Genomic DNA, 21,928 nt, shown 5'->3' on the forward strand with positions numbered 1-21,928 from the left:
CGGCTTGCGGCCCGCCGGTTTCTCGGTGAGTTTGGAGACATCCATGTCGCCGAAGGCGGCGAGCACCAGCGTGCGCGGGATCGGCGTTGCCGTCATCACCAGCATATGTGGGGAGATGCCCTTGGAGGTCAGCCGCAGACGCTGATGCACACCGAAGCGATGCTGTTCGTCGACCACGGCGAGCGTCAGGTTCTTGTAGCTGACGGCATCCTGGAAGAGCGCGTGTGTGCCGATAACGATCTGCGCTTCGCCGGATGCGATCCGCTCCAGGATGGCCTCGCGCTCCTTGCCCTTGGTGCGGCCGGTCAGAACTTCGATCCTGAGTCCAGCCGGTGCTCCGAGCTTGGCAAGTGTCGCATGGTGCTGCCGCGCCAGGATTTCCGTCGGCGCCATCAGCACGGCCTGCCCGCCCGCCTCGACGGCGGCTGCCATGGCAAACAGCGCCACCAGCGTCTTGCCAGCACCGACGTCGCCCTGGACGAGCCGCAGCATGCGCTGGTCCGTCGCCATGTCCTTCAGGATGTCGTCGATCGCCGCCAGCTGGCTGTTGGTCGGCGTGAAGGGGAGGGTGGCGCGGATCTTTTCGCTGATCTCGCCGGTCGGCTTGATGGGGATGCCGGGAACCCTACGGAGCTTCTGCCGCACCAAGGCGAGCGACACCTGGCCGGCGAGGAATTCGTCATAGGCGAGCCTGCGTCTCGCCGGCGCCTGCGGGTCGATGTCCTTCTCGTCGCGCGGATTGTGAAGCGTCACCAGGCTTTCGCGCACGCTGGCGAAGCCTTGTTTCGTGGCGAGCGGCGCATCTGCCCATTCCGGCAGCTCCGGCATACGCTCGACCGCAGCCTCCACGGCCTTGCGCAGCACCTTGGGTCCGAGCCCCGCCGTCAGCGGATAGACCGGCTCGACCAGTGGCAGGTTTTCCGCCTCGCTCGCCTTCATCATGAGGTCCGGATGCACCATCGAGGGGCGACCGTTGAACCAGTCGACCTTGCCCGACACCATGACGATTTCGTCGACGGGCAATGCATTTTCGAGCCAGTTGCCCTTGACCCGGAAGAAGGTGAGCGCCAGTTCCCCCGTCTCGTCATGCAGCATCACGCGGTAGGGCAGGTTGCTCTTGCCCTTAGGCGGCGGCAGATGTCGGTCGACACGGCCGGTGATCGTTACCAGCGAGCCCTGTTGGGCGTAGGCAATGCCCGGCTGGTGGCGCCGGTCGATCAGCCGGTGTGGCGCGAGGAAGAGCAGGTCGACGACGCGTGCGTCCTCGGCATCCTCGCGCCCGAGCAGTGTGGCGAGAAGCTGGGCAAGTTTGGGACCGACTCCGCTGAGCGAAGCCACGGAGGCAAAGAGGGGATCGAGAAGATGGGGACGCATGATGGGGGCAAAATGCCTCGCAAAATGCCTGTTTGGCAAGCTGACATTTGCCGGTCGCTGCTCTATAGAGGCCCAAGAATTGGAAGGATGCCAAGATGACTGGACTGGTGAAAAGCAGTGCCGACCTCGATCCGCGCCGTCGGCGCATCCTGTTCCGCTGCTGGCATCGCGGTATCCGCGAGATGGACCTGATGCTTGGCCAGTTCTGCGAGGCCCATATCAGCGAGCTTTCTGATGAGGAGCTCGACGAGCTGGAGCGCATTATGGTCGAAGAGGACAACGATCTCGTCCGCTACATCACTGGTGCCGATCCCGTGCCGGCCCATCTCCAGACACCACTCTTCGAACGCATAGCCGCCCTGCGCCCGGATTTCTCACCGGTGACCGGCGAAGAAACCGCTGCAAAGTAACTGATATGTCCCTGATCGATGTGAAGCGGATTGTCGGCGCACAATCCGCGCTGACGCTTTCCCATGTACCCGACGGCATGGATGCCTTCATCCTCGCCGAACTGGCGCGTGAGGGGAAACCTGTCGCCTATGTGGTATCCGACGGGCAGCGGCTGCAGAACCTCGAGCAGACACTGAGTTTCGCAGCTCCCGATATCCCGGTCTTGAGCCTGCCGGCCTGGGATTGTCTGCCTTACGACCGTGTCTCGCCGTCCGCTGATGTTTCGGCCCGGCGATTGGCGGCACTGTCGGGTTTGATTGCACTCTATCTCAATCCGCATCCGGCAATCGTGCTGGTGACGGTCAATGCCATGCTGCAGAAGGTAGCACCGGCGGACGTGATCGACAGCCTCGGTTTTTCGGCGAAGCCCGGCAACCAGGTGCGCATGGACGACATTGCCGCACGTCTGGAGCGCAACGGTTTCGACCGCGTCGCAACAGTGCGCGAGGTCGGCGAATTCGCCGTGCGCGGCGGCATTCTCGACGTTTTTGTGCCTGGTGCGGAAGAGCCTGTGCGTCTCGATTTCTTTGGCGATACGCTCGAATCAATCCGCTCCTTTGATCCCGCAAGCCAGCGCACGATCGCACAGGTCCGTTCGCTAGATCTCAACCCGATGAGCGAGGTGACGCTGACGCCGGAGAGCATCAGCCGTTTTCGCAAGAACTATCTCTCGCTCTTTGGAGCCGCGACCCGCGACGATGCACTCTATGCCGCCGTCTCGGAGGGGCGCCGGTATGCCGGCATGGAGCATTGGCTCCCGATGTTCTACGACAAGCTGGAAACCACCTTCGATTATCTGCGCGGCTTCCGTATGGTCACCGACCATACCGTGCGTGAGGCAGCGGAAGAACGCGCCAAGCTGATCCGCGACTATTACGAGGCGCGCCTCAACTCGGCGACCCCCGGCAAGGGCCATCTCGCGCAGGGCACGCCCTACAAGCCGGTTCCGCCGGAGCGGCTCTATCTCGGCGCCAGCGAGTTTGGAAAGGCGCTCGACGCCTTCGATCCGATCCGCATCACGCCCTTTGCCGAAGCCAGTGGCGAGAGCCGCAAGGTGATCGAGGTCGAGGCACGACCGACACCGCGCTGGGCGAAGTCTGCCAATGAGGCGAGCAGCGAAGAAGGCAATCGTGCCAACGTCTTCGGCCAGGCCGTCAGCTATATCGCTGACAAACGTGCGGCCGGCTCCAAGGTCGTGGTGTCTGGTTGGTCGGAAGGTTCGCTCGACCGACTGCTGCAGGTGCTCAACGAACACGGACTGGAGCGGCTGGTGCCGGTCGCAGCACTTAAAGATGTCGACAAGCTGAAGAAGGGCGAGGCGGGCACTGCCGTGCTCAGCCTCGAAGGTGGTTTCGAGACAAACAATCTCGTCATCATCGGCGAGCAGGACATTCTCGGCGACCGTATGGTCCGCCGCTCCAAGCGCCGCAAGAGGGCCGCCGATTTCATCTCGGAAGTGGCTGGTATCGACGAAGGCTCGATCGTTGTGCACGCCGAGCATGGCATTGGCCGCTTCGTCGGTCTGCGCACCATCGAGGCCGCGGGTGCCCCGCATGCCTGTCTTGAATTGCAATATGCCGATGAGGCCAAGCTCTTCCTGCCGGTCGAAAACATCGATCTTCTCTCGCGCTATGGCGGCGAGGCGACCGAGGTGCAGCTCGACAAGTTGGGCGGCGGCGCCTGGCAGATGCGCAAGGCGAAGCTCAAGAAGCGCCTGCTCGATATGGCAGGAGCCCTGATCCGCATCGCCGCCGAGCGCATGACGCGGACGGCTCCGGTGCTCACCACCCAGGAAGGCCTCTACGACGAATTCGCCGCTCGTTTCCCCTATGACGAGACGGAAGACCAGGAAACGGCGATCGAATCCGTCCGCTCCGACCTCGGCGCCGGCCGTCCCATGGACCGCCTCGTCTGCGGCGACGTCGGCTTCGGCAAGACGGAAGTGGCACTGCGTGCTGCCTTCATCGCCGCGATGAACGGCATCCAGGTGGCCGTCGTCGTGCCGACAACGCTCTTGGCACGCCAGCATTTCAAGACCTTCTCCGAACGATTCCGTGGCCTGCCGATCCGCGTCCAGCAGGCCTCGCGGCTTGTCGGCACCAAGGAGTTGAACCTCGTCAAGAAGGAAGTGGCAGACGGCAAGACGGATATCGTCGTCGGCACCCATGCGCTGCTCGGCACCGGTGTCAATTTCGCCAATCTGGGCCTGCTGATCATCGACGAGGAGCAGCATTTTGGCGTCAAGCACAAGGAACGCCTGAAGGAGCTAAAGTCGGATGTCCATGTCCTGACCCTTTCGGCAACGCCCATCCCGCGCACCTTGCAGCTCGCCATGACCGGCGTGCGCGAATTGTCGCTGATCACCACGCCGCCTGTCGACCGCATGGCGGTGCGCACCTTCATCTCGCCGTTTGATCCGCTTGTGATCCGCGAGACGCTGATGCGCGAGCATTATCGCGGCGGACAGAGCTTTTATGTCTGCCCGCGTCTCGCCGATCTCGCGGATGTGAAGAGATTCCTCGACGAGAACGTGCCGGAGCTGAAGGTGGCAATCGCCCATGGCCAGATGGCCGCAAGCGAGCTCGAAGACATCATGAACGCCTTCTATGAAGGCCGCTACGATGTACTGCTCTCGACCACCATCGTCGAATCCGGCCTCGATGTTCCCACGGCCAACACGCTGATCGTCCACCGTGCCGACATGTTCGGTCTCGCCCAGCTCTACCAGATCCGTGGCCGTGTCGGTCGCTCCAAGGTCCGCGCCTTTGCGCTGCTCACGCTGCCGGTCAACAAGGTGCTGACCGCAGGTGCCGAACGCCGCCTGAAGGTCCTGCAATCGCTCGATACGCTGGGCGCCGGCTTCCAGCTTGCCAGCCACGACCTCGACATCAGAGGCGCTGGCAACCTGCTCGGCGAGGAACAGTCCGGCCATATCAAGGAAGTCGGCTTTGAACTCTACCAGCAGATGCTGGAAGAGGCGGTCGCCGAGGTGAAGGGTGTCGATGAAGTGGTCGATACCGGCTGGTCGCCGCAGATCCAGGTCGGTACGTCGGTCATGATCCCGGAAAACTACGTGCCGGATCTGCATCTGCGCATGGCGCTCTATCGCCGCCTCGGCGAACTCGACGACCTCAGAGAGATCGACGGCTTCGGCGCCGAACTGATCGACCGTTTCGGCCCGATGCCTGTCGAGGTCCAGCATCTCTTGAAGGTGGTCTATATCAAGGCACTCTGCCGCACGGCCAATGTCGAGAAGCTGGAAGCCGGCCCCAAGGGTGTCGTCGTGCAGTTCCGGGCTAAGCAGTTCCCCAATCCGGCAGCGCTCGTCGGCTATATCGCCAAGCAGGGCAGCATGGCCAAGATCAGGCCGGATCACTCGGTGTTCCTGACACGCGACCTGCCAACGCCGGAAAAGCGGCTGGCAGGCGCAGCGGTGGTCATGACGCAGTTGGCGGAACTGGCGAAGGGCTAAGCGCGTCTCAGTCGGCGCGCGGTGCGATGCGGCGGATCTGGAACCCAGTCTTGTTCTGCTCAAAACCGGCAGACCGGTAAAAGCCGAGTGTCTCGGGTTTCGTTGACCCTGTCAGCAGCATCACCTTGTAGCAACCATGGTCCCAAGCGGATGATACAGCTTGTTGCAGCGTCGCGCGACCGTAGCCGCGCCCGCGATGGGCGCTTGCGGTGACCACATTCTCGATCAATGCATAAGGCTGGCCCGCCCGCGTCAGATTTGGAATGACAATCAGCGTACAGGTGCTGACAATTGTCTCATTGAGCACACCGACATGTACAGCGCTGCCGGAGATCCCCCTGAGAGCATCGAAATGCTGTTCAGCAGTGTCGACAGACAGTTCTGCGTCATCGGGGTTGAGGTCGCGGTAAAGGCGCAGAAGCCCGGCTAGATCAGCCCGTTCTGCTAGTCGCACGAAAAGCGAGGTACTGTCGGCTGAGTGCGGCTCCATCGATAGGCCTCAGTCGCTCTGTTCAGGCTTGATCGCCAGCGCCGCATCCGTCTTGCCGGCTACCGGTGGCGGGAGCGGCGTGTCGCGCTTGCGCTCGCGGATCAGCGTCAGGAGCCCTGACCCGACGATCAGCACGATGCCGATGCCCATCGGCCAGTCGACCTCGTCGCCGAAGACGAGGTAGCCCAGCAGGATGGCCCAGAGCATCTGGCTGTACTGGATCGGTCCGACGATCGGAGCGGGGGCATAAAACGACGCCAGCATCATGAAGATGTTGCCGACGGCGGCGAGCAGGCCGAAGGCGGCAAGCAGCATCAGGTCATAACGGTCGGGTGCCTGGAAATCCAGCAGAGAGAAGGCAGCACAGATGATCACGCTGCCGAGCAAGCCCGCGCCGTAGAGCGAGATGTTCTTCTCCTGCGGGCCCATGGCGCGGAAGATGATGATCGTGACGGCGCCGGCAAAACCGGAAATCAGCGCTGCCAGATGCCCGATTTCAAGTTCGCGAAAACCAGGCCTCAGCACTACCAGCACGCCGAGGAAGCCGATTAGGACGGCTGCCCAGCGTTTCATACCCACCTCTTCCTTGAGGAAGATCACCGACATGATCGTGGCAAAGCTCGGCAGCAGGAAGATCAGGCAGAAAGCTTCCGCCATCGACAGCTGGGTAAAGGCAATGATGCTGCCGACCGTGCCCACGGCAGAACAGACGAAACGCAGGCCCCAGAGCGGCCAGTTCGTGCTGCGCACCAGATCCGTATAGCGGTCGCCGCGCTTCATCAGGAAGGGGATTGCCAGGAAGCCGAACAGGCTACCGATGAAACCTGCCTCGAAGGCGGGTACGCGCCCTTCCACCAGCTTCACGGCGGCATCGCTGAAGGAATAGGCGGCAAAGCAGATGAAGGCGAAGAAGACGCCTTTGAGGGTCGTGTCGGATGACAAGGTCATGATCCCGGGGAGGAGGTTACCTCTCCGGGATACGGCTGTTCGTTACAACCGTCAATTCAGATTGCGGAGAGCTTCAGCCTTCGCCTTGGCGATTTCGCGCAAGGCATTGGCGAGTTCCGCCGGCGGCTGGGCGCCGCTGACCGCGTATTGCTGGTCGAAGATGAAGAAGGGAACGCCGTTCACGCCCATTTGCTTGGCGGCTTCCACCTCGGACAGCACGTGGTTGACGTCAGCATCGCCTGACAGCAGCGATTCGATCACCGGACGCGACAGTCCGGCCTCGGTCGCGATGTCGAGCAGCACGGCGGTTTCGCCGATATTGCGGCCCTGCTCGAAATTTGCCTTGAACAGGAGATCGACCACGCGGGTCTGCGTCTCCCGGCTTTCCTGGCCGGCCCAATGGATCAACCGGTGCGCATCGAGCGTGTTCGGGCCGACTTTGATGGCTTCGAAATCAAAGGCAATGCCGACCTCGGCGCCGAGCGACTTCAGATGCGCATGCGCCTGGTCCATCTTGTCCTTGCCGCCCAGCTTCTTAGCCAGTTCCACCTGCTGGTCGACACCTTCAGGCGGATAGTCGGGATTGAGCTGATAGGGGCGCCAGTTGATGTCGACGCTGACTTCGTCTTGCACTTCGGCGATCGCGAGTTCGAGCCGCGCCTTGCCGAGATAACACCAGGGGCAGACCACGTCGGATACGAGGTCGATGGTGATGCGGTCCATGAGGGTGTCCTTTCCTGGCAGAGGTATGCCTGTCACTTAAAGCAAAGCGGGCCGGAGACAAGCTCCGGCCCTGAAACACAGCGTCAATCGCTTGGGGTTACTGGACGCGTGCGTCGAACCAGGTCGAGCGCTGGTAGCCATAGAGCGGGGCTGTGTCTGGCCGTCCGATATGCTTCCAGCGGGCGACCCATTGCTCGCCGATATGATAAAGCGGCACGAGATAGTGTCCTGCAACCAGGAGTCGGTCATAGGCGCGTACGGCCGCCTGGAAATCGGCTGGATCGCGGGCCTGCAGGAGCGCCTCGATCATGCGGTCGATGTCGGGATCGGCAACGCCGGCGTAATTGAAGCTACCCTGGGCGTCCTTTGCTTCGGATGCCCAGCGATTGACCTGCTCGGCGCCGGGCGAGAGCGACGAGGTGTATGCTTTGATGATCATGTCGTAGTCGAAGCTGTTGGAGCGCGCCTGATACTGCGCGTCGTCAACGGTGCGGATGGCCATGTCGATGCCGATCAGCTTCAGCGTCCGCTGAAACGCGATGGCCATCTTCTCCTGACCTTCGTTCTGGGTCATCACCTCGAAGGCGAGCGGCTTGCCGGCGGCATCGATCATCTTGCCGCCCTGGATCTTGTAACCCGCCTCCTGGAAGAGCTTCACCGCCTTGCCGAGCGCCTTGCGATCGCCTCCGGACCCGTCTGTGGCCGACTGCGTGTAGGTGCCGGCGAGAATTTCCGGCGACAGCTTCTCCCTGGCCGGCCCGAGCAGTGCCAGCTCTCTCTCGTCGGCGGCATTGCCATAGGCGCCGAGCGCTGAATTCTGCCAGTAGCTCTGGGTGCGGGTGAAGGCGTTGCCGAACAGGGTCTTGTTCATCGCTTCGAAGTCGAAGGCGGTGCTGATTGCCTCGCGTACCTTGACGTCCGAAAAGATCGGGCGGCGGGTGTTGAAGACAAAGCCGAGCATGCCGGAGGGAAGGCCAGGTTTGAAGGCTTCCTTCACGACATCGCCATTCTCTGCGGCCGGAAAATTGTAGGCCCGCTGCCAATGGTTGGAATCGCCATCCGGATAGATGTCGATCTCACCCTTCTTGAAGGCCTCGAACAGCGTTGCCTCCTGGAGGAAATAGGTGACGCTGATCTCGTCGTAATTGTCGAAGCCGACCTTCGAAGGAAGGTCCTTGCCCCAATAGTCGGGATCACGCGCCCAGGTGACCTTCTCGCCGGGTTTCAGCTCCTTGATCCTGTAGGGACCCGAACCGACAGGGATGGCAAGTCCGCCCTGATCGAAGGTCTCAGGATCGATCGCGTGTTTCGGCAGGATCGGGGTTGAATTGGCGAAGATCAGCGGTGTCTCGCGATTGGCCTTTTCGTTAAAGGTGAACTTGATGCCGTGGTCGCCGACCTTCTCCATGCTGGCGACGGCATTGAGCCGGCCGTTGAAGGGCGGTCGTCCCTTGTCGCGCAACAGTTCGAAGGTGAAGATCACATCTTCGGGAGTGACCGGCTTGCCGTCATGCCAGCGCGCTTTGGGGTTGAGATTGAACTGCACATAGGTGCGGTCGGCATCCCATTCGACGGTTTCTGCAAGCAGGCCGTAGAGCGTGAAGGGTTCATCGGCAGACCGGGACATCAGCGGCTCGTAGAGCAGATTGCCGAATTCCGGATCCCAGACGCCGCGCGCCGTCGTGCGCATGCCCTTGAGGACAAAGGGGTTCAGCGCATCGTAGGTGCCGACCACGCCGTAATTGACCTTGCCACCCTTCTTCACATCAGGATTTACATAAGGAAAATGCATGTAGTCGGCGGCAAGCGCAGGCTCGCCATGCATGGCGATCCCGTGCATGGGTTGTGCCTGAGCGGCAGCGGCAAAGGGTAGAATAAGCAGAGTGAACAAGAGACGGCGCAAGGCGGCGATCCTCCCCGAATTAGAATCTCGAATGTGCTGGGACGCTAGCACACTCACCATAAAACCAACACAAGCGGGTGAGAATGAGGAGATGTGAGTCGATCCGGCGTCAAAGAAACGCTGGATATTGTGGCCGCCGCGATGTAACAGGTGAGCCAGATCGCAGGGTCATGTATTTGCCTCATTTGAACCACAGGTGAGGGCAGACAAGACCGGTGAATGACGCGGCACACAAGTCCGCGCGACAGGGGTTTTCAGGAGACGGAATACGTATGATGTTCAAACTTAGCAACGCAACGCGGACGGCTGTGTCTGCAATCGCTCTGTCCTTCGCGGCAAGCGCCATGCCGGTCGTCGCACAGGCACAGGAAGCCGCCGCTCCCTCCGAGCCGCGGTGGTTCAAGACCTGCGCCAAGCAGGAAGAATCCGACGTCTGCGTGGTCCAGAACCAGCTCGTCGCCGCAAACGGCCAGCTGATCACCGCCGTCGGCCTGATCACGGTCGAAGGCAAGGTCAATCGCAAGCTGCTGCAGGTCACGGTTCCCTCCGCCCGTCTCATCCCGCCGGGCGTGATGATGCAGATCGATGGCGCCAAGGGCACCAAGCTCGACTACGCTGTCTGCCTGCCCGACCGCTGCACCGCCGAAATCCCGCTGACCGACGCGATCATCGACAGCCTGAAGAAGGGTGGCGAGGTCGTGTTCACCTCGATCAACTTCCGTCGCGCGCCGAACCCGATCAAGATCCCGCTGAGCGGCTTCACCGGCGCGTTTGACGGCGAAGCGATGTCGCAGTCGCAGGCCGAAGAGCGCCAGCGTCTGCTGCAGGAAGCGATGCAGAAGAAGCAGGAAGAGCGCAACAAGGCGATCACCGACGCCCAGAACGCTGCCAAGCAGGGCAACTGATCCGCTTCACGGCACTGAAATGAAAAAAGCCCGCGTCATCAGACGCGGGCTTTTTCGTATCAGGCATAGGGCTTGCGTTTAGTGCGCAAAGTTCATCTTCGGCTTGTAGCGACCCGTCTGCTGGGGTTCGAAGATCTGCTGGATCTGCGGATTGCGCAGAGGCTCCGGGCTCTGGTCGCGCTCAAGATTCTGCTCGGACACGTAAGCCACATATTCCGTCTCGGAGTTCTCCGCGAGCAGATGATAGAAGGGCTGGTCCTTGTGCGGCCTGACTTCGGCCGGGATGGCGTTCCACCATTCCTCGGAATTGGCAAACTCCGGATCAACATCGAAGATCACGCCGCGGAACGGAAAGAACTTGTGCCGTACGACGTCCCCGATACCAAATTTAGCGCTTCGTTGTTTCATGGTTTGACTTCCTTTCCCTGTCATATCTGGGAAGAAAGCCCGGCAAAATCAAGGGATGGTGTGTGACAGCGTGGCCGGATGCCACAGCTAGGCCGTTTTTCGCCCAGGTGCGGTTGCAAGGATAAGTCCGCCGGTCACCAGGACGATGCCTATCGCGTGATAGTGTTCGAAGCGTTCGCCGAGGAAGACGACGGCCATCAGGATGGACATCGGCGGCATGAGGTAAAGGGTCATTCCGGCGATCCCCGGTCCGAAGACCTGCACGGCATGCTGGAAGCAGTAGAAGGCCGCCAGCGAGGCAAAGAGAATGATCCCGGCGAGCTTGGCGAACTCCATCCAGGTGTTGGGCAGGGGGCCGCCCGAGGCCATTTCGATCAGTCCCGGCGGGATCAGGACAATCGCGCCGGACAAAGCCAAAAGAGCAAACAGAGGCAGCGGTGGCATTGCGCGGACGGAGGGGCGCCGCAGCAAGAGGGAATAGGCGGCAAAGGCGACTGCCGCCACGAGGATGGCGAGATCACCGATGTTGAAGGTGAGTTCGAGAAGCGCTTCGGGGTGGCCCTTCAGCACGATCGCAACGACACCGCCGAAGGCGATGATCATGCCGAGAAGCTCGCGACCGGTGATCGCGCGCTTCTGAAACAGCCATTGGAACAGAATGATGAAGAGCGACGAGGTCGTATAGATCAGCGTCGCGTTCGAGGCGGTGGTGAGGGTCAGCGCCCAGTAGACCACGCCGCCGCAAATGCCCATGCCGAGAATGCCAAGCGTCAGCCAGAGCGCGGTGTGTTGCCGGACAAAGGCCATGCAGGCCTGCCGCTGCTGCCAGATGAAGGGCGACATCAGGATCGCGGCTCCGACCCATCGCAACAGCGCCGTGGTGAAAGGCCCCACCTCACCGGTGATCCCGCGACCGAAGATCAGGTTCGACGAGAAGAACAAGGGCGCCAGGAAGAACAGCAGCCAGTCGTAAAGGCGCGGATCGGTGGTCTGGTGGGGAGCGGGCATGGAGGATCGCTGTCGCGGAGGGAAGGGCTATCCAAGTGCTAGCGCGTCACTGTCCTTCGTGAAAGCGGCATTTCCTCGAAACCGTACCCATGCGAACGAAAAACGCCGGCGGATCTCTCCGCCGGCGCCTCGTCATTGTCATTCTCGGACAATCAAGCCGAGTAGTACATGTCGAATTCGACCGGATGCGGGGTCATTTCGAAGCGCATGACTTCCTGCATCTTCAGTTCGATGAACGAATCGATCTGGTCGTCGTCGAAGACGCCGCCGGCGGTCAGGTACTTGCGATCCTTGTCCAGGCTTTCGAGCGCTTCGCGCAGCGAACCGCAAACGGTCGGGATCTTCTTCAGTTCCTTCGGCGGCAGGTCGTAGAGATCCTTGTCCATGGCCTTGCCCGGATGGATCTTGTTCTTGATGCCGTCGAGACCGGCCATCAGCATGGCAGCGAAAGCGAGGTAAGGGTTCGCGGTCGGATCCGGGAAGCGGACTTCGACACGCTTGGCCTTCGGGTTGGAGCCAAACGGAATGCGGCACGAGGCCGAACGGTTGCGGGCCGAATAGGCGAGCAGAACCGGTGCTTCGTAGCCCGGGACCAGGCGCTTGTAGGAGTTGGTCGACGGGTTGGAGAAGGCGTTGATCGACTTGGCGTGCTTGATGATGCCGCCGATGAAGAACAGGCAGCTTTCCGAAAGACCGGCATATTCGTCGCCGGCGAAGGTCGGCTTGCCGTCCTTCCAGATCGACATGTGAACGTGCATGCCAGAGCCGTTGTCACCGAAGATCGGCTTCGGCATGAAGGTCGCGGTCTTGCCATAGGCATTGGCAACCTGATGGACGACGTATTTGTAGATCTGCATCTTGTCGGCGTTGCGCACCAGCGCGTCGAACTTGATGCCGAGCTCGTGCTGGGCCGCTGCCACTTCGTGGTGGTGCTTTTCGACGACGACGCCCATTTCGCCGAGAACCGTCAGCATTTCGGAGCGCATGTCCTGCAGGCTGTCGATCGGCGGAACCGGGAAATAGCCGCCCTTGACGCGCGGACGGTGACCGAGGTTGCCGGTCTCATAATCGGTGTCGTCGTTCGACGGCAGTTCGGTCGAATCGAGCTTGAAGCCGGTGTTGTAGGGGTCGGCCTTGTACTTGACGTCGTCGAAGACGAAGAATTCTGCTTCCGGACCGACGAACACGGTGTCGCCGATGCCCGATGCCTTGAGATAGGCTTCGGCCTTCTTGGCGGTGCCGCGCGGGTCGCGGTTATAGGCTTCGCCCGAGACAGGATCGAGGATGTCGCAAAGGATGACCATCGTCGACTGGGCGAAGAAGGGGTCCATGTGGACGGTGGCCGGATCCGGCATCAGCACCATGTCGGACTCGTTGATGGCCTTCCAGCCGGCAATCGAGGAACCGTCGAACATGACGCCATCGGCGAACATGTCTTCGTCGACGCAGGCGATGTCCATCGTCACGTGCTGCAGCTTGCCCTTCGGATCGGTGAAGCGCAGGTCGACGAACTTGATGTCGTTGTCCTTGATCTGTTTCAGAATATCGTTTGCGGTCGTCATATTCTTATATTCCTCGCGTGAGCTGACGATTGAAACCCGACCTCCCTTGGTGTCGGGTCCGATTATATGGCGTCGATACCGGTTTCGCCGGTTCGAATGCGGACGACTTCTTCGACGTTCGAAACGAAGATTTTGCCGTCGCCGATGCGGCCCGTCTGAGCTGCATTGCGGATGGCGTCGATGACGGCCTCCACGTTTTCGTCGGCCAGTACAACTTCGACCTTCACCTTGGGCAGGAAGTCCACGACATATTCGGCGCCGCGATAGAGCTCGGTATGGCCCTTCTGGCGACCGAAGCCCTTGGCTTCCGTCACGGTGATACCCTGCAAACCGACTTCCTGAAGGGCTTCCTTCACTTCGTCGAGCTTGAAAGGCTTGATGATCGCTTCGATCTTTTTCATGAGAAAATTTCTCTCCGCTTCCTCAGTAAAGCAGGATGAGCCCCGCCCGCCGGGCTGGATGCAGGGAATGTGCCAGTTTTTCGCGAAAATCGCGCGAAAACCGTCGCCTCCTCCGTCCGACAGGGCAAATCTCCAGCAAAATGACCGGAAAAGCCAGCCCGTTTCCTGCAAAATATCGATTTTAGCCAATCTTTTTTCCAGGGCTGCTATACCACTAACATGCTGGCCTCCTTGCGCATTTTCTGATCTTAAAGCCTGCAAACTAGGCATTTGCACAGAAAGACATCAATTGCCTTTGCCCAAAATCGTGCAGCGTTGCGCAAGGCGTGGATTCTGCTCTAACCTTGATCCATGACCCGCCCAAGCAAGCACGCCCGCCCCGAGATCCTTCTGACACCGGATGCCATGGCCCGTGTGGATGCGGCCGCTGCTTCGTCTGGGATCGACAGCTTTGGGTTGATGCTGCGTGCGGGGGAGGCGGTCGCGGCGGCAGCCCTTCGTCACTTTCCCGGAGCCTTGAGGTTCGTGATCTTCTGCGGGCCGGGAAATAATGGCGGAGACGGATATGTCGCGGCTTCTGCCCTGGCGCGCTCGGGCGCCGATGTCCACGTCTACAGTCTGGTGGAGACGGCGGCGCTCAAGGGAGATGCCGCTCGCGCGCATGCCGCCTGCCCAATTCCGGTGATGGCCATCGAGCGGTTCCACCCTGATGCAGGCGAGGTGATCATCGATGCACTGTTCGGGGCGGGCCTGACGCGGGATCTTCCGGACGCCGTGCAGGCGCTGATCCGTGCGGTCCGCGAGGCGGGACTGCCGGTGCTTGCCGTTGATCTTCCGTCCGGCATCGACGGTGCAACGGGGGAAATCAGGGGAGAATCCTTCGAAGCTAGCCACACTGTGACCTTCATGACGAGGAAGCCTGGGCATGTGCTCCTGCCAGGGCGTCTCCAATGCGGGACCCTTGAAGTTTTCGACATCGGCATTCCCCGGCGGATCGTCGAGGCGGACGCCCGACCGCTCTGGATCAACGGTCCTGCGATCTGGGCGGGGCATGCCCGACACAGTTCGGTGCACGACCACAAGTACCGCCGTGGCCATGTGACTGTGTTTTCCGGTCCGCAGACGGCGACCGGGGCAGGGCGCCTTTCTGCGGTGGCTGCGTTGCGGGGTGGTGCCGGACTGGTGACGCTTGCGTCGCCATCGGAGGCGCTTGCGACCAATGCCGCACACCTGACGGCCGTGATGCTGAGTTCGGTCGACGGTGTCGATGACTTGTCCGAATGGTTGTCCGACACGCGCCGCACCACATTCGTGCTTGGCCCGGGTTTCGGTGATCGGCATCGCGCCTGCGCCTTTGCGGAGATGATCGGCCGGGCCGGACGCAAGCTCGTCCTCGATGCGGACGGTATCACTGCCTTTGCGGGTGCCGCCGAGCAACTGAATGCGCACTTCGGTTCCGATGAACCGAGGCTGGTCGTCACGCCGCACGAGGGCGAGTTTTCACGCCTCTTTCCGGAGATTGCGGCGGACCACAGCTTGGGCAAGTTGGAAAAGGCGCTGGCCGCTGCCAAGTGCCTGGGTGGCATCGTCGTCTACAAGGGAGCGGATACCGTGATTGCGGCGCCGGACGGGCGCGCAGCCATTGAGGAAAAGGCGCCTGCGACCCTCGCTACTGCCGGATCAGGTGATGTCCTTGCCGGCATCATTGGCGCAAGGCTGGCCAATGGGATGCCGGCGTTCGAGGCGGCCTGTGCGGCTGTCTACCAGCACGGTCAGGCGGCGCTCCGTGCCGGTCGCACGCTGACGGCCGAAGACCTGATCACCCAGATCCAGGCGGACTAGGCGTCAGCAACCTCGACTTTAGCGCTCACAACTCCGCCGGTTGCATGAGGCGGCTGCGCCGCAACATGCCTTCGCCCTCGAGCAAGGGATAGGCGATCGAGACGAAGAGGGAATTGATCTCCTTCAGATCGCGCATGGTGTCGATATGCAGCGAGCTCGATTCGAAACTTGCGGCATTGCCCTGGCGCAGGCGCTGAAGATGGCTCTCCTCACTGGTCTTCACCAGGTTACGGATCGCTTCCTTGCGGGCGACGAGCTGGCGGGCATGCTCGAGATCGCGGGTGACGAGCAGGTTGAAGGCGAGATGGGCATTCTTCACCACCTCGTTGTGCATGGCGCAGAGCTCCGCCCAGCCCTCGGCCGAGAAGCCGACGTTGCGCTCCTTCTTCTTGCGGGCGCGTGTCAGCATGTTCTGCGAGATGATGTCTGCCGCCTGCTCGATCTTGATCGTCGCGCCCAGGAGGTTCTGGCATTGCGCTGCCGACGTCTGGTCGAGTGCGGTTGCGGAAATGCGGGCGAGGTAGAACTTGATGTCGCGATGGATCGTGTCGATCTGGTCGTCGAGCGTTTCAATCCGCTCCATCTTCTTTGGATCCCAATGCTCGAAGAGATCGAAGATGCCGTCCAGCATGACCTCGGTCTTGTCGCAGACAGCCAGGACCTCGCGGGTGGCATTGGAGATCGCCTGTTGCGGATTGCCGAGATCCATCACGTTCAGGGCAGAAAGGCGATCGTCATTGGCCGGCCGCTCCTCGCTGCGGGCGAGCATGCGCTCCAGAAGGCCTGCAACGAGCCCGGCAAAGGGCAAACCGAGCACGAGCACGGCGCCGTTCATCGCCAGATGCACCATGACGACGGCATCCCCGGGAAGGGCGGCAAAGACCGTCGGGCTAATCGCAAACACAAACTGGGCCGCGAGCGCGATCAAAGTCATCATCCCACGGATCACAACATTGCCGAGCGGCACGATCCTGGCGTTCGGCGCGGCATTCTTGGTGAGCAGTGCAGCGATAATGGCGGCGCCGAAATTGATGCCGAGCACCAACGGAATGATCAGCGCATCCGGCAAGAGATGCTGGTCGGCGAGCGAAGCGACCAGGAGGACGGCGGCGACACTGGAATGGAAGGCCCAGGCGAGCAGGGCTGCGAGCGCAAAGGCGCTGATCCAGTCGCTGGCGAGATAGTTGAAGAGCACGGGCAGGATCCGGCTCTCGCGCAGCGGTTCCGACGCCTCGCCGATCAGTCTGAGAGACAGGAGCAGCAAGCCGAGACCGAACAGGATGCGGCCAATCTGCCGCCAGCCACGCGCCTCGGATGTTCGGAAGGCGACGGTGCCCGCGAGAAGCAGAACGGGAACAAGCAGCGAGAGATCGTAGCGCAGAATGCGCACGACAAAGGCAGAGCCGAAGTCGGCACCAAGCAGGGTCGCTACACCGATGGCCGGCAGCACATAACCGGCTGCGGAAAAGGACGAAACGATCAATGCGACGGCGGTTGCACTTTGCAGCGCTACCGCGAACAGAAAGCCTGCGAATGCCGCCGAAAAGCGGTTGCCGACGGCATGCCGGAGCTTGTCCTTCAAAACGCCGCCATAGGCGCGCTCGATCCCGGTGCGTACCATGCGGGTCGCCCAGAGAAGCAGCGCAACGGCGCCGGCGAGATGAATGAAGACGGCAATGCCCGACATGAAAGTGCCCCGAAAATTCGCAATGGTGGACGCGCACGTCCAAAACGGAAACCATGCCGGCCGAAGTCGCGGTCTTGTCCGCGACTCTGCGACCGAGCCTAGTCCAAATTCGCCATTGTCACAAATTGATGACTGTCAGTCGGCTGGAGCGCTCAACCAACCTTCTTTTGCAGCTCCATCGCGCCGCGCGGCGCATTCACCTTGCCGCCGGAGATGAAGAAGGCAAAGACGTCGCGAGGTTTTTTGGTCGCTGCACTGTCTTTGGCAATCAGCGGGAGATCGTCGGGCACACCGCCGCTAGCGTAGGTTTTCAGCCGTTCTGACCAGGCATCGAGTTCCGCCGGTGGGTAGCAGGTCGGCGTCTCGTCCGTGCCCTTTTGCAGCCGTGCATAGACGAAATCGGCCGTCGGATCGGCGAACATCGGGTAGTCGTGATGATCGGCGCAGACAGCGGCCACGCCATGGCGCCTCAGCATCTCGATGAATTCTGGCGCCTGGAAGGAAGCATGACGCGGCTCGACGACATGGGTGAGGGGACGGCCCTCCAGGGTCCTCGGCAGGAGCGTCAGAAAGACTTCGAAATCCTCGGGCTCAAACTTCTTCGTCGCCATGAACTGCCAGAGGATCGGTCCGAGATTATCCCCGAGTTCGGCAATTCCCTGGTTGACGAATTTCTCGATCGACGGACCGGCCTCGGCCAGCACCTTGCGGTTGGTGCAATAGCGGCTTGCTTTCAGCGAAAAGACGAAACCCTCAGGCACCTCCGATGCCCATTTGGCGAAGGTCGCCGGCTTCTGGCTGGAATAGTATGTGCCGTTGACCTCGATCGCAGTCAGCTGCAGGCTGGCATAGTCGAGTTGCCGCTTCTTGGGCAGATCGGACGGATAGAAACTGTCGTCCCAGGGATCGAAGGTCCAACCACCGATGCCGGTGCGGATCGTGCCGGATTTGGTCATGAAACCTCTCTTGCGAAATAAATTTAGGCAACTGGCTAAACAAAGAAATACCAGCTTAGTAGCCGAGACGTCCCAGCGTTCGAAAGCGCGGGCGGATCACTCCGCCGCCTGCACCTTCTTCACCGGCCGCCGCTGCAAAAGCTCCTTCAGAAACTGCCCGGTATAGGAGGCCTCGACCTTCACCACCTCTTCCGGTGTGCCCTGGGCGACGATCTGGCCGCCGCCATCGCCACCTTCCGGACCGAAATCGAGAATATAATCGGCGGTCTTGATGACCTCGAGATTGTGCTCGATCACGACGACAGAATTGCCCTGGTTCACCAGTTCCTGCAGCATTTCCAGAAGCTTGGCGACGTCGTGGAAATGCAGACCGGTGGTTGGCTCGTCCAGGATATAGAGCGTGCGGCCCGTCGAGCGCTTCGACAGTTCCTTGGCGAGCTTGACGCGCTGCGCCTCGCCACCCGACAGCGTGTTCGCCTGCTGGCCGACCTTGATATAGCCGAGGCCAACATCAAACAGCGCCTGCAGCTTGTCGCGCACCGCCGGCACCGCCTGGAAGAATTCGACACCTTCCTCGACCGTCATGTCGAGAACGTCGGCAATCGACTTGCCCTTGAAGGTGACGTCGAGGGTCTCGCGGTTGTAGCGCTTGCCGTGGCAGACGTCGCAGGTGACGTAGACGTCGGGCAGGAAGTGCATCTCGATCTTGATCACGCCATCGCCCTGACACGCTTCGCAGCGGCCGCCCTTGACGTTGAACGAGAAGCGACCCGCCTGGTAGCCGCGCGCCTTGGCTTCCGGCAGACCGGTGAACCAGTCGCGGATCGGCGTAAAGGCACCGGTATAGGTCGCCGGATTGGAGCGTGGGGTGCGCCCGATCGGTGACTGGTCGATGTCGATCACCTTGTCGATGAATTCGAACCCGTCGATCCGCTCGTGCTCTGCAGGATTTTCGCGCGCACCCATGACACGGCGGGCCGCCGCCTTGTAGAGCGTCTCGATCAGGAAGGTCGACTTGCCGCCACCCGAAACGCCGGTGACTGCCGTGAACACGCCGAGCGGGATCGAGGCGGTGACGTTCTTCAGATTGTTGCCCTTGGCGCCGACGACCTTGATCTGCTGGCCCTTCTTCGGCTTGCGCCGTTGGGCTGGGACACTTACACCCATCTCGCCGATCAGGTACTTGCCCGTCAGTGATTTCGGATTGGCCATCACGTCCTGCGGCGAGCCCTGCGCGATCACCTGGCCGCCATGGATGCCAGCCGCCGGGCCGATATCGACGACGTAATCGGCGGTCAGGATCGCATCCTCGTCATGCTCGACGACGATCACGGTGTTGCCGATGTCGCGCAGGTGTTTCAGCGTGTCGAGGAGCCGCGCGTTGTCGCGCTGGTGCAGGCCGATCGACGGCTCGTCCAGCACATAGAGCACACCCGTCAAGCCGGAGCCGATCTGCGATGCCAGACGAATGCGCTGGCTTTCGCCGCCAGACAGTGTGCCGGAATTTCGCGACATGGAGAGATAGTCGAGGCCGACATCGTTGAGGAAGCGCAGTCGCTCGCGGATTTCCTTGAGCACGCGCACGGCGATCTCGTTCTGCTTATCGGTCAGCTTCGCCGGCAGCTCCTCGAACCAGGAGCCGGCATTGCGGATCGCCATGTTCGTCACCTGGCCGATATGCAAGCCATTGATCTTGACAGCGAGTGCCTCCGGCTTCAGGCGGAAACCATTGCAGGCCGGGCAGGGGGCGGCCGACATGAAGCGCTCGATCTCCTCGCGCGCCCAGGCGCTGTCGGTCTCTTTCCAGCGCCGCTCAAGGTTCGGCACGATGCCCTCGAAGGTCTTGGTCGTGGTGTAGGAGCGCGCACCATCGGCATAGTGGAAGTCGATCTTCTCCTCGGTGCCGTGCAGAATGGCCTTCTGCGCCGCCTCCGAGAGGTCCGACCACTTTGATGTCAGCTTGAAGCCGAAGGCCTTGCCCAGCGCTTCCAGCGTCTGGTTGTAATAAGGCGAGCTGGATTTGGCCCAGGGCGCAATCGCCCCGTCATTCAGCTTGCGATGCACTTCCGGAACGATCAGCGCTTCATCGATCTTCTGCTGCGAACCAAGGCCATCGCAGGTCGGGCAGGCGCCGAAGGGATTGTTGAAGGAGAAGAGGCGCGGCTCGATTTCCGGAATGGTGAAGCCGGAGACGGGGCAGGCGAATTTCTCCGAGAACAATACGCGTTCATGCGTTTCGTTCAGCGACTTGTTGGCCGAACCGCCGGCAGATGTTTCCTCTGGCGGCAGCGGCTTGTCTGCAAATTCCGCGACCGCCAGGCCGTCGGCCAGCCGAAGGCAGGTCTCCAGACTGTCAGCCAGGCGGCTCGCGATGTCAGGCCGTACAACCACGCGGTCTACGACCACATCGATATCGTGCTTGTATTTCTTGTCGAGCGTCGGGGCCTCGGCGATCTCGTAGAACTGCCCGTCGATCTTGACGCGCTGGAAGCCCTTCTTCATCAGCTCGGCGAGTTCCTTCTTGTACTCGCCCTTGCGGCCACGGATCATCGGCGCGAGGATGTATAGACGGGTGCCTTCCTCGTAAGCGAGGATCCGGTCGACCATCTGGCTGACCGTCTGGCTCTCGATCGGAAGGCCAGTTGCGGGCGAATAAGGCACCCCGACACGCGCAAACAGCAGGCGCATGTAGTCGTAGATCTCGGTGACCGTGCCGACCGTCGAGCGCGGGTTGCGCGAGGTCGTCTTCTGCTCGATCGAGATCGCCGGCGACAGACCCTCGATCTGGTCGACGTCTGGCTTCTGCATCATCTCGAGGAACTGGCGGGCATAGGCCGAGAGGCTCTCGACGTAGCGGCGCTGCCCCTCGGCATAGATCGTGTCGAAGGCGAGCGACGACTTGCCTGAGCCGGACAGCCCGGTCATCACGATCAGGCTGTTGCGCGGCAGATCGAGGTCGACGCCCTTCAGATTGTGCTCGCGCGCACCACGGATGGAAATGGTCTTGAGTTCGCTCATGTCAGGCTCTGATCGGCAAAGGGAGGGGACGGTCCTTGGGAGAACTGTCCTTATGTAGGCAACGGCGCCCTTGAGTCGAGGCACAAGGCGCAACGGCTGTGGAATTTCGATTCTGTTGACAGGATCATAGAGAAATACTAGAACAAATAAAGAACATTTTCGCTGTGGATTTAGCCGCCTGTTCTCCCACTCGCGGGAACGGATGGGATAAGGTGGCATTTGATTGGATTTTGAACGCCGCGGCGGCGCGGCAGTAAGGTGAGTGTCATGGCTGGTAGCGTCAACAAGGTCATTCTGATCGGCAATCTCGGTGCCGATCCCGAAATTCGCCGGACCCAGGACGGCCGGCCGATCGCCAACCTGCGCATCGCGACCTCGGAAACCTGGCGCGACAAGAACAGCGGCGAACGCAAGGAAAAGACCGAATGGCATTCGGTCGTGATCTTCAATGAAGGCCTCTGCAAGGTTGCCGAACAGTATCTGAAGAAGGGCTCGACCGTTTACATCGAGGGCCAGCTGCAGACCCGCAAGTGGCAGGACCAGAGCGGCGCGGACCGTTACTCGACGGAAGTCGTGCTGCAGGGCTTCAGCGGCAACCTGACCATGCTTGGCGGTCGCGGTGATGGCGGCGGCGCCTCGCGTGGCGGCAATGACTTTGGCGGTGCCGATTACGGCGGCGGCGGCGGTGGCTACGACGGCGGCTACGGTTCGCCTGCACCTTCGCGTGGCGGCGCCTCCGGTGGCGCAAGCCGAGGCGGCAGCGCCCCTTCCGGCGGCTTCT

General features: G+C 61.4%; 17 protein-coding genes. 5 read left to right on the forward strand and 12 right to left on the reverse strand.

The window, feature by feature from the left end; genetic code table 11:
* On the reverse strand, positions 1-1,374 hold a 1,374-nt coding region (locus IP85_RS08245; RefSeq protein WP_054149204.1), incomplete at its 3' end, for a DEAD/DEAH box helicase.
* Positions 1,375-1,469: 95 nt separating this feature from the next.
* On the opposite strand from IP85_RS08245, the gene IP85_RS08250 reads away from it, so the two are divergent.
* Together IP85_RS08250 and mfd are read left to right on the forward strand one after the other, a co-directional pair.
* On the forward strand, positions 1,470-1,784 hold the full coding sequence (locus IP85_RS08250) for a succinate dehydrogenase assembly factor 2 (RefSeq protein WP_054149205.1): 315 nt from the start codon (positions 1,470-1,472) through the stop codon (positions 1,782-1,784).
* A gap of 5 nt (positions 1,785-1,789) precedes the next feature.
* On the forward strand, positions 1,790-5,296 hold the full coding sequence (gene mfd / locus IP85_RS08255) for a transcription-repair coupling factor (protein ID WP_054149206.1): 3,507 nt from the start codon (positions 1,790-1,792) through the stop codon (positions 5,294-5,296).
* Positions 5,297-5,303: 7 nt separating this feature from the next.
* Here mfd and IP85_RS08260 read toward each other — a convergent pair whose 3' ends face one another.
* The 4 genes from IP85_RS08260 to IP85_RS08275 all read right to left on the reverse strand — a co-directional run bounded on the left by IP85_RS08260 (position 5,304) and on the right by IP85_RS08275 (position 9,420).
* The gene (locus IP85_RS08260) at positions 5,304-5,786 is read right to left on the reverse strand and encodes a GNAT family N-acetyltransferase (protein WP_054149207.1); all 483 of its coding nucleotides are present in this window, start codon (positions 5,784-5,786) and stop codon (positions 5,304-5,306) included.
* Positions 5,787-5,795: 9 nt separating this feature from the next.
* Positions 5,796-6,734 (reverse strand): DMT family transporter, encoded by a 939-nt coding sequence (locus tag IP85_RS08265; RefSeq protein WP_054149208.1) that lies wholly within the window; start codon positions 6,732-6,734, stop codon positions 5,796-5,798.
* 51 nt (positions 6,735-6,785) lie between these two features.
* The gene (locus IP85_RS08270; protein WP_054149209.1) at positions 6,786-7,457 is read right to left on the reverse strand and encodes a DsbA family oxidoreductase; all 672 of its coding nucleotides are present in this window, start codon (positions 7,455-7,457) and stop codon (positions 6,786-6,788) included.
* Between the two features lie 97 nt (positions 7,458-7,554).
* Positions 7,555-9,420, reverse strand: coding sequence for an extracellular solute-binding protein (locus tag IP85_RS08275; protein WP_245280837.1), 1,866 nt, complete (start codon positions 9,418-9,420; stop codon positions 7,555-7,557).
* Positions 9,421-9,632: 212 nt separating this feature from the next.
* Here IP85_RS08275 and IP85_RS08280 point away from each other — a divergent pair, with 212 nt between their 5' ends.
* Positions 9,633-10,265, forward strand: a complete 633-nt coding sequence (locus IP85_RS08280) for an invasion associated locus B family protein (protein WP_054149211.1) — start codon at positions 9,633-9,635, stop codon at positions 10,263-10,265.
* 78 nt (positions 10,266-10,343) lie between these two features.
* Here IP85_RS08280 and hspQ read toward each other — a convergent pair whose 3' ends face one another.
* From hspQ to IP85_RS08300, 4 genes are all read right to left on the reverse strand, one after another.
* Positions 10,344-10,673, reverse strand: coding sequence for a heat shock protein HspQ (gene hspQ / locus IP85_RS08285; protein WP_054149212.1), 330 nt, complete (start codon positions 10,671-10,673; stop codon positions 10,344-10,346).
* 87 nt (positions 10,674-10,760) lie between these two features.
* Positions 10,761-11,681 carry a DMT family transporter gene (locus IP85_RS08290; protein WP_054149213.1) on the reverse strand — a complete coding sequence of 307 codons (921 nt, stop codon included), beginning with the start codon at positions 11,679-11,681 and terminating at the stop codon, positions 10,761-10,763.
* Between the two features lie 152 nt (positions 11,682-11,833).
* Positions 11,834-13,243, reverse strand: a complete 1,410-nt coding sequence (gene glnA, locus IP85_RS08295) for a type I glutamate--ammonia ligase (RefSeq protein WP_054149214.1) — start codon at positions 13,241-13,243, stop codon at positions 11,834-11,836.
* A gap of 62 nt (positions 13,244-13,305) precedes the next feature.
* A complete protein-coding gene (locus IP85_RS08300; RefSeq protein WP_006727717.1) occupies positions 13,306-13,644 on the reverse strand; it encodes a P-II family nitrogen regulator in 339 nt (112 codons plus the stop codon).
* A 351-nt stretch (positions 13,645-13,995) separates the two neighbouring features.
* Here IP85_RS08300 and IP85_RS08305 point away from each other — a divergent pair, with 351 nt between their 5' ends.
* A complete protein-coding gene (locus tag IP85_RS08305) occupies positions 13,996-15,486 on the forward strand; it encodes an NAD(P)H-hydrate dehydratase (protein WP_054149215.1) in 1,491 nt (496 codons plus the stop codon).
* Positions 15,487-15,511: 25 nt separating this feature from the next.
* On the opposite strand, the gene IP85_RS08310 is transcribed toward IP85_RS08305, so the two are convergent.
* From IP85_RS08310 to uvrA, 3 genes are all read right to left on the reverse strand, one after another.
* The gene (locus IP85_RS08310) at positions 15,512-17,173 is read right to left on the reverse strand and encodes a Na/Pi cotransporter family protein (protein WP_054149216.1); all 1,662 of its coding nucleotides are present in this window, start codon (positions 17,171-17,173) and stop codon (positions 15,512-15,514) included.
* 152 nt (positions 17,174-17,325) lie between these two features.
* Complete coding sequence (locus IP85_RS08315; protein ID WP_054149217.1) at positions 17,326-18,129, reverse strand: DUF72 domain-containing protein; 804 nt, start codon at positions 18,127-18,129, stop codon at positions 17,326-17,328.
* Between the two features lie 96 nt (positions 18,130-18,225).
* A complete protein-coding gene (uvrA, locus tag IP85_RS08320; protein ID WP_054149218.1) occupies positions 18,226-21,147 on the reverse strand; it encodes an excinuclease ABC subunit UvrA in 2,922 nt (973 codons plus the stop codon).
* 267 nt (positions 21,148-21,414) lie between these two features.
* On the opposite strand from uvrA, the gene IP85_RS08325 reads away from it, so the two are divergent.
* The coding region (locus IP85_RS08325; RefSeq protein ID WP_054149219.1) for a single-stranded DNA-binding protein at positions 21,415-21,928 on the forward strand (514 nt) is incomplete at its 3' end.

Source organism: Rhizobium sp. AAP116, assembly GCF_001295785.1.
GTDB lineage: Bacteria > Pseudomonadota > Alphaproteobacteria > Rhizobiales > Rhizobiaceae > Allorhizobium.

Coding starts and splice junctions, on each gene's coding strand:
- IP85_RS08250 (WP_054149205.1), top strand. CDS start 1,470: ATGACTGGACTGGTGAAAAGCAGTGCCGACCTCGATCCGCGCCGTCGG.
- mfd (WP_054149206.1), top strand. CDS start 1,790: ATGTCCCTGATCGATGTGAAGCGGATTGTCGGCGCACAATCCGCGCTG.
- IP85_RS08260 (WP_054149207.1), bottom strand. CDS start 5,786: ATGGAGCCGCACTCAGCCGACAGTACCTCGCTTTTCGTGCGACTAGCA.
- IP85_RS08265 (WP_054149208.1), bottom strand. CDS start 6,734: ATGACCTTGTCATCCGACACGACCCTCAAAGGCGTCTTCTTCGCCTTC.
- IP85_RS08270 (WP_054149209.1), bottom strand. CDS start 7,457: ATGGACCGCATCACCATCGACCTCGTATCCGACGTGGTCTGCCCCTGG.
- IP85_RS08275 (WP_245280837.1), bottom strand. CDS start 9,420: ATGGTGAGTGTGCTAGCGTCCCAGCACATTCGAGATTCTAATTCGGGG.
- IP85_RS08280 (WP_054149211.1), top strand. CDS start 9,633: ATGATGTTCAAACTTAGCAACGCAACGCGGACGGCTGTGTCTGCAATC.
- hspQ (WP_054149212.1), bottom strand. CDS start 10,673: ATGAAACAACGAAGCGCTAAATTTGGTATCGGGGACGTCGTACGGCAC.
- IP85_RS08290 (WP_054149213.1), bottom strand. CDS start 11,681: ATGCCCGCTCCCCACCAGACCACCGATCCGCGCCTTTACGACTGGCTG.
- glnA (WP_054149214.1), bottom strand. CDS start 13,243: ATGACGACCGCAAACGATATTCTGAAACAGATCAAGGACAACGACATC.
- IP85_RS08300 (WP_006727717.1), bottom strand. CDS start 13,644: ATGAAAAAGATCGAAGCGATCATCAAGCCTTTCAAGCTCGACGAAGTG.
- IP85_RS08305 (WP_054149215.1), top strand. CDS start 13,996: ATGACCCGCCCAAGCAAGCACGCCCGCCCCGAGATCCTTCTGACACCG.
- IP85_RS08310 (WP_054149216.1), bottom strand. CDS start 17,173: ATGTCGGGCATTGCCGTCTTCATTCATCTCGCCGGCGCCGTTGCGCTG.
- IP85_RS08315 (WP_054149217.1), bottom strand. CDS start 18,129: ATGACCAAATCCGGCACGATCCGCACCGGCATCGGTGGTTGGACCTTC.
- uvrA (WP_054149218.1), bottom strand. CDS start 21,147: ATGAGCGAACTCAAGACCATTTCCATCCGTGGTGCGCGCGAGCACAAT.